This is a genomic window from Pseudanabaena sp. 'Roaring Creek' (assembly GCF_001402795.1).
Lineage (GTDB): Bacteria > Cyanobacteriota > Cyanobacteriia > Pseudanabaenales > Pseudanabaenaceae > Pseudanabaena.
In genome coordinates this window covers 1-636 of sequence record NZ_LIRE01000536.1, presented here as the reverse complement: position 1 = coordinate 636, position 636 = coordinate 1, and the positions used below count along the sequence as shown (strand labels likewise).

1 protein-coding gene is annotated in these 636 nt (G+C 39.0%); it reads left to right on the top strand.

From position 1 onward, the window contains the following. The first annotated feature begins 274 nt into the window (after positions 1 to 274). On the top strand, positions 275 to 430 hold the full coding sequence (locus AC805_RS26385; RefSeq protein ID WP_197278758.1) for a hypothetical protein: 156 nt from the start codon (positions 275 to 277) through the stop codon (positions 428 to 430). Positions 431 to 636: the final 206 nt, after the last annotated feature.

Here is a 636-nt window from a genome sequence, read left to right as displayed (position 1 = left end):
TTCAAAATTTCCATCAGCAGTCCCTATTCAGTTTTTGATTGAGTGTGTTTCTCTTGTAGTTCATTCATATTTTTTTTGCTACCCTTATTTGTTTTTCTGATAAGCTAATTTCTTGGAATCCTCGTCTATCCCTATAAGTAAATATTATGTTTCGTGGCGCAATTATTGCTCTTACTTGCCTCTTTATTGGTGGGTATTTTGGATACCAATTTGCATCGAACGATATTGAGAAAAAACTTGCGGAAATTCAGAAAAAACATTCAGGTGGTAAATAATGGCAATTTTTAAGGGTTTTACTATTGGGCTTGTTTGTCTTGTTCTGGGTGGGGTGATCGGATTTAAGGCTAGATACTTTGAGCTACAAAAAGAAGGAGACGCAATGATGGTAGGAATTGAAGTAGGGAAAAAACAAAGCATCCCAAAGAATTAGCGCTCACTTCGCTGCGCTGAAGGATCCGCTCCATTGGCGTAGAAATTTGGCGATCGCCATTTTTGTTCCTGGATGCAAAATTGCGATCGCTTTTTTGTTTGATAAAAGGAGTAAGTTTTTCTGCTTTAGCCTACATCCTGTCGCTCATTCGCCGCGAGGCTAAGATCATATGGATGCTCGAACAATGGCGAGCTAATCCTTATCTG